The sequence below is a fragment of the Bacillus sp. JJ1503 genome, from assembly GCF_036965125.1.
Taxonomy (GTDB): Bacteria; Bacillota; Bacilli; order Bacillales; family Cytobacillaceae; genus Cytobacillus.
Genome location: NZ_JBALOZ010000022.1, coordinates 1 through 6211 on the forward strand (window position 1 = coordinate 1; position 6211 = coordinate 6211).

The window sequence follows — 6211 nt, forward strand, 5'->3', positions numbered from 1 at the left end:
GGTAAGGGTCAGATTATTAAAGCAAATGAGGCAGCCTGCCGAATTTTTGAATGCAGCAAAGAAGAGCTTGTTTCAAAAAGGATTCAGGATTTTATTTATGCCAGCAAAGAGAAAATTTATCAAGTATACAATAATTTTCATGAAAAAGGGGCTATACGGGATGAACTTGTTTTTCTAATGCCCAATGGACAATTAAAATCTTTGGAATTCACTAGTAAACTGCATGCAGTTGACGAATTTCATATGACCATATTTCGAAATGTAAGTGAAACAAGAAGAATGGAAAAAGAGCTAAGAGAAAGTGAATTAAAATTTAGAAAAATCTTTGAGGGTGCTTTAGAGGGGATTATCTTATGGAAGAATGATTTTAACGTTGTTGATATAAATCAGGCTGCAGAAAAAATGCTGTCTGTTTCAAAGGCTGAAATAATTGGACATTCATTTATAGACCTACTCACAAAACTACATCTTTCAAATGAAGAAATTTACTATTATTATCATAATCTCGTTAATAGTGGTCAAACAACGGGCACCCTTGATATTACAGTAGAATCTGGGGAATCTAAATATATTGAATTTTCAGCAAAGTATAATATTCTTTCTGAATTAAGCTTAGTAACCTTTAAAGATATTACAGAAAAGCTACAGCTTGATGTACAACTCCGAAAATCGGATACATTAAATGTTATCGGAGAACTCGCCGCAGGTATTGCGCACGAAATTCGCAATCCAATGACAGCCTTAAAAGGATTTATTCAGTTATTAGAGGATACTATTAAAGAGGATCATTCCATGTATTTTAACATTATTTCTTCTGAGCTGAAGAGGATTGACACGATCATTAATGAATTTTTAATTTTGGCAAAACCACAAGCAGTTAAGTTTGTTGAAGTTGATCTTATACAAATTATGAAGGAAACAGTAGATTTCTTAAGTGCTCAAGCCGTATTACATAATATTCAGTTTCGAACAAAATACGAAAAAGGCCTGCCTCCAATATTCTGCGAACCAAATCAAATGAAGAAGGTCTTTATTAACGTAATTAAGAATGCAATTGAGGTCATGCCAAATGGCGGCTATATTGATGTGTTCATGAATTCAACGGAGGATGGCAGAATACATATATCCATCGAGGATGAGGGGAGTGGAATACCAAAGGATAAGGTTGAAAAGCTCGGTCAGCCTTTTTACACAACGAAGGAAAAAGGTACGGGTCTTGGACTTATGGTAACTTTTAAAATTATTGAAGAGCATAAGGGCAATATAGAAGTTGAAAGTGAATTAGGAGTAGGCACTATTTTTAACATATTTCTGCCAATGAAAAAAGTACTGTAAATTGATCTTATCTTGTCGAAAAGCTTCTTAAAAATATACTCGCAAAATGTCGAGAAATTTATATTTTGGTGAAAACTGTCTAATTCTGCGAATCTATTTACTTTTATGTATTTTCTTGCAATAATGCTAAAGGTAACTACTTAAATAGAACGATTCTAGATAGAAAGGGATAGGATGGAGGAAAAAGGTTGGCAGAAAATTGTAAAGAAATATTGCTGCATATCCAAGAAAAAAGGGAGAAAATGATAAATTCTGCAAGGAAATATGGGTATACGAGTGAAGATACCATTCAATGCAGTCAAGAGCTTGATCAATTAATTTATGAATATCAATTGACCATACATCATTCAGAAAAGATAGAGGAAGAAGTTCGATTTCCCTTTAAGAAAATGATTCTTGTTTTGCCAAATACGTTAACAGTGACTGAATTTGAAATGATTACTTAAAAAAATCCCTATGCGTAATATTACGCTATAGGGTTTTTTCATATTATTTTTCAAACAACAGTGCTATGTATACATTATGAAAAGAAGTCAATTAGCAATACCATAAATAAAAGTCCAATGATAAAGGAATAGGTTGATGTACGTTCGTTTCCATCCCCATGACTTTCAGGTATTAACTCTTTATAAATAATAAATAACATTGCGCCTGCTGCAAAGGCGAGTCCATATGGAACGAGGAAGTCCACATAAGATGTTAAATAGAAGCCTAATAACCCCATGACAATTTCAATAGCTCCAGTCAACGTTGAAATAACAAATGCTTTAAATTTATTTATCTTTTGGTTGACGAGGAATAAAGCGACAAGAAATCCTTCAGGAGCATTCTGCAGACCGATGGCAAAGGCAATTAGGTTTCCGGTATCCTTTACATGAGATGCATAGCTTACTCCGACTGACAGACCTTCAGGGATGTTGTGAAGGGTAATCGCCGCGATAATAAGCATGGCTTTTTCATCAAACTCGATTCCTTTTTTCGAATGCTTTAGATCTATATGAGGAATGTTTTTTTCCATCAAAGTAAGAGTTAAAACTCCCAGAAATATTCCGATAGCGACTGAAGGAAATCCCCCTGTCTTTAAAGCCTCAGGTATTAGACCTAAAGTAGAAGCGGCCATCATAATTCCGGCAGTGAACGCAAGTAAAGTATCGCGCCATTTATGGGTAACAGCACTTGACATAAAAAGTATAATTAAAGCGCCAACTCCTGTTGATAAGGCTGAGAGTACGCTTCCGATAATTACTTCCCTCATTCTCATTCCCTCATTTCTATTTGTAACCATATTATAAGAGTCAACTTAAGCGGCTGACAAACATTTATTTCAATTTTAATAATAAAAATGATTTTTTTCTGAATAGGCATCAGCGGAAACAATATATATTTTATACTGAAGCACAAGATGTGTTCAAAAAAATTGCTTTTTTTGGCAATTATCTATAGCACATATAGCTGATTATTCCATTTAGAAAAGCAGCTGTTAGCGGAAGCATTTTCATTAATTGTTAGTACTATGCTTGTGCCGAGAGTCATATATCGTTAATACATATACTTTTTTTACGATCAAAAGGAAAACGTTTTCATTGATAAGGAGGAAGAGCTAGTTATGCATATTGTCGTCTGTGTAAAGCAAGTACCAGATACAAAAATAATAAAAATAAATCCAAAGACAAACACACTTGATCGAAGAAGTGCGCCTGCAATCTTGAACCCATATGATGCACATGCTGTTCAGGAGGCAGTAAGGATTAAGAAAATGATTGGGGAGGGAACGATTTCTGTTCTTTCCATGGGTCCTCCTCAGGCAACAGCTGTCATTAAGAAAAGTATTGAAATTGGTGCTGATAAAGGTTATTTAATTTCTGACAGGGCCTTTGCGGGTGCGGACACTTTAGCAACGAGCTATGCGTTATCAAAGGCATTGGAGAGAATTACGAAAGAGGAGCCAATTGATTTAATTATTTGCGGTCTGCATGCAATTGATGGGGATACTGGCCAGGTTGGTCCAGGAATAGCGAGGAGAATGGATATTCCTCCTATAACAAATGTAATAGAAGTTTCAAGCTTTAATACTTCAGATAAAAAGGTTCTATTAAAAAGAAAAATTGCGAATGGGCATCAATTAATTGAATCTCAATATCCATGCCTTTTAACAGTAGCAAAGGAGATTAATGACATTGAATATTCGCCCATGACTAATATGATTAAAGCAGCAAGGTACGAGCCCATTATTTGGACAGTAAATGATCTGGAGAATGTTGACAGGTCTCAGCTTGGGCTAAAGGGATCTCCGACCATTGTAGGTAAAATGTTCACTCCTCCCAAACCTGAAGGCGGAAAAAGACTAGAAGGCAACGCTGACGAACAAGTAAAGCAGCTAATTTCTTTACTAGAGGATAAAAAGGAATTACTCCTTGGATAGATTGCAGACTAGTCGTTTATTACCATGTTATTTATTATCTATTTTCATTTTAGTGAACAAACGTTTTTAAGCTGCTATTATTCACTTTTTATACAAAGGAGAGGTCCCGATGTTTGAAGATTACCGTGGTGTTTGGGTATTTATTGAGGTTAATGAGGGGGCAATCGAAGGAGTTTCTTTGGAACTTTTGGGTGCAGGAAGAAGGCTTGCCGATAAATTAGAAGTTCCGTTGTCTGGGGTATTATTAGGTCATCATATTAAGGAACTTTGCTCGGAAGTCATTTCCTATGGTGCAGACCAAGTATATGTGATCGACAACCCTGTATTAAAAGATTATCGAACAGAATCATATATGAAAGGCGTTATGCTTCTTGCAGAAAAATACAAACCTGAAATTTTTCTTTACGGCGCAACATCGAATGGAAAAGACCTTGCAAGTGCAGTTGCCACAGATTTAAGCACAGGCTTAACAGCAGATACAACGATGCTGGATGCAGATTTGGAAACACGATTGCTGGAGGCAAGCCGCCCCGCATTTGGCGGAAATATTATGGCAACAATTTTATGTAAAAAACATCGCCCGCAAATGGCTACTGTAAGACCTAAAGTCATGAAGGCACTTGATAAAGACAATAGCAGAGAAGGCAAGGTAATAGAAGAAGAAATTTCTTTAAATGAAGAAGAAATGAGAACAAAGGTGTTAGAAATTGTGAAAGATGTCACAAAAAAGCTTCGATTAGCCGATGCTCATGTTGTGGTAGCTGGGGGAAAAGGGATGGGGGACCCTAAAGGATTTCAGCTTATTCATGAATTGGCTGAAACAATCGGTGCTAGCGTAGGTGGAACTCGAGATGTTGTAGAGGCAGGCTGGCTACCTCATGAACAGCAAGTAGGGCAAACAGGAGAAACGATTACACCTAAAATTTACTTTGCAATTGGAATCTCAGGAGCTATTCAGCATATTGTTGGAATGAAAAATTCAGAGTTTATCATCGCCATTAATAAAGATCCAAATGCCCCAATATTTGATGTCGCCACTTATGGAATTGTTGGAGATGCCTTAGAAATTGTCCCAAAATTGATTAAGCAATTTAAAGAACTTCGAAAAGAGAAGGGCGGTGAAGTGAGCTATGTCTGAAAAATTTGATGTCATTGTAGTGGGAGCAGGCCCGGCTGGAACCTCCTGTGCCTATATTTGTGCAAAAAATGGGTTAAAGGTTTTACAGATTGAAAGAGGAGAATATCCTGGAAGCAAAAATGTGATGGGGGGCGTATTATACAGGAAACAGATGGAAGAAATCATTCCTGAATTCTGGAAGGAAGCACCATTGGAAAGACCTGTTATTGAACAGCGATTTTGGATGATGGATAAAGAATCAGCTGTCACCTTTGGCTATAAAGGGCTTGAATGGGGAGTCGAGCCCTACAATAATTTCACAGTATTAAGGGCCCAATTTGATCAATGGTTTGCTAAGAAAGGGGTCGAGCAAGGGGTTTTACTCATTAATGAAACGGTTGTCCTTGAGTGTATCGTGGAAAATGGTAAGGTAATCGGGGTCAGAACGGATCGCCCAGATGGAGAGGTTTATGCCGATGTTGTCGTTTTAGCTGATGGAGTAAATTCACTGCTTGGCAAGCAACTTGGATTTCATAAGGAATTTAGGCCGGACGAAGTTGCTTTAACCGTAATGGAAGTAGTGAATCTTTCAAAGGAAAAAATCAACGACCGTTTTAATTTAGAGGATAACCAGGGCTGTACAATCGAAATATTTGGCGATTCCACTAAAGGAAATCTTGGAACTGCGTTTATTTATACAAATAAGGAAAGCATCAATATTGGAGTTGGAACAACGCTATCCAGTATGATCAAGGCAAAACTCAAACCTTATGATTTATTGGATTATTTAAAAACACATCCTATGGTTAGACCTTTGATGGAAGGGGGAGAATCTGCAGAATACTTAGCACATCTTATTCCAGAAGGAGGATTTCATTCTGTTCCAAAGGTAGCTGGAAATGGGGTGCTTGTAGTCGGAGATGCTGCCCAGCTTGTAAATGCGATCCACAGGGAAGGGTCTAATATGGCTATGAAGTCTGGGCAAATGGCGGCAGAGGCTATCATTGAAGCAAAAAAACGCAATGATTTCAGTGAATCGAGTTTAAATCATTATAGAGAGGCTTTACATGAGAGCTTTATTATGAAGGACTTGGAAAAATATAAAGATGCTACTCATGTTTTTGAGCATCATCCGCAATACTTTAAAGAGTATGTTCCTTTAATGAACAGGGCAGCAAGTAAATTCTTTACCGTTGACGGCACGTCTAAAAAGGATAAGCAAATACAAATTATGAAAAGCTTTACTGGGGAAAGAGGCACTATTAAGGTTATTAAAGATATGTATCGTGCATGGAAGGCGGTGAAATAATGTCAACGAAGAATATTGAAGAAAAACA

The 6211-nt window shown here is 36.9% G+C and carries 6 protein-coding genes; 5 read left to right on the forward strand and 1 reads right to left on the reverse strand.

Annotated features, from left to right (window positions below):
- The coding region (locus V7149_RS02790; RefSeq protein WP_335344140.1) for a PAS domain-containing sensor histidine kinase at positions 1–1335 on the forward strand (1335 nt) is incomplete at its 5' end.
- 188 nt (positions 1336–1523) lie between these two features.
- Positions 1524–1781 (forward strand): aspartyl-phosphate phosphatase Spo0E family protein, encoded by a 258-nt coding sequence (locus V7149_RS02795; protein ID WP_335344141.1) that lies wholly within the window; start codon positions 1524–1526, stop codon positions 1779–1781.
- A gap of 74 nt (positions 1782–1855) precedes the next feature.
- Here V7149_RS02795 and V7149_RS02800 read toward each other — a convergent pair whose 3' ends face one another.
- Positions 1856–2590 carry a ZIP family metal transporter gene (locus tag V7149_RS02800; RefSeq protein ID WP_335344142.1) on the reverse strand — a complete coding sequence of 245 codons (735 nt, stop codon included), beginning with the start codon at positions 2588–2590 and terminating at the stop codon, positions 1856–1858.
- Positions 2591–2941: 351 nt separating this feature from the next.
- Between V7149_RS02800 and V7149_RS02805 the strand changes: the two genes are divergently transcribed.
- The 3 genes from V7149_RS02805 (at position 2942) to V7149_RS02815 (ending at position 6183) form a co-directional block, all read left to right on the forward strand.
- Complete coding sequence (locus tag V7149_RS02805; RefSeq protein ID WP_335344143.1) at positions 2942–3757, forward strand: electron transfer flavoprotein subunit beta/FixA family protein; 816 nt, start codon at positions 2942–2944, stop codon at positions 3755–3757.
- A gap of 109 nt (positions 3758–3866) precedes the next feature.
- A complete protein-coding gene (locus tag V7149_RS02810) occupies positions 3867–4895 on the forward strand; it encodes an electron transfer flavoprotein subunit alpha/FixB family protein (protein WP_335344144.1) in 1029 nt (342 codons plus the stop codon).
- Positions 4888–6183, forward strand: coding sequence for an FAD-dependent oxidoreductase (locus V7149_RS02815; RefSeq protein WP_335344145.1), 1296 nt, complete (start codon positions 4888–4890; stop codon positions 6181–6183). Before V7149_RS02810 ends, V7149_RS02815 begins: the two co-directional genes overlap by 8 nt.
- The last annotated feature ends 28 nt before the right edge of the window (positions 6184–6211 follow it).

Bases quoted from the DNA above. Each gene is read 5' to 3' on its own strand.
- V7149_RS02810 (WP_335344144.1), top strand. From the start codon at position 3,867: ATGTTTGAAGATTACCGTGGTGTTTGGGTATTTATTGAGGTTAATGAG.
- V7149_RS02815 (WP_335344145.1), top strand. From the start codon at position 4,888: ATGTCTGAAAAATTTGATGTCATTGTAGTGGGAGCAGGCCCGGCTGGA.
- V7149_RS02805 (WP_335344143.1), top strand. From the start codon at position 2,942: ATGCATATTGTCGTCTGTGTAAAGCAAGTACCAGATACAAAAATAATA.
- V7149_RS02800 (WP_335344142.1), bottom strand. From the start codon at position 2,590: ATGAGGGAAGTAATTATCGGAAGCGTACTCTCAGCCTTATCAACAGGA.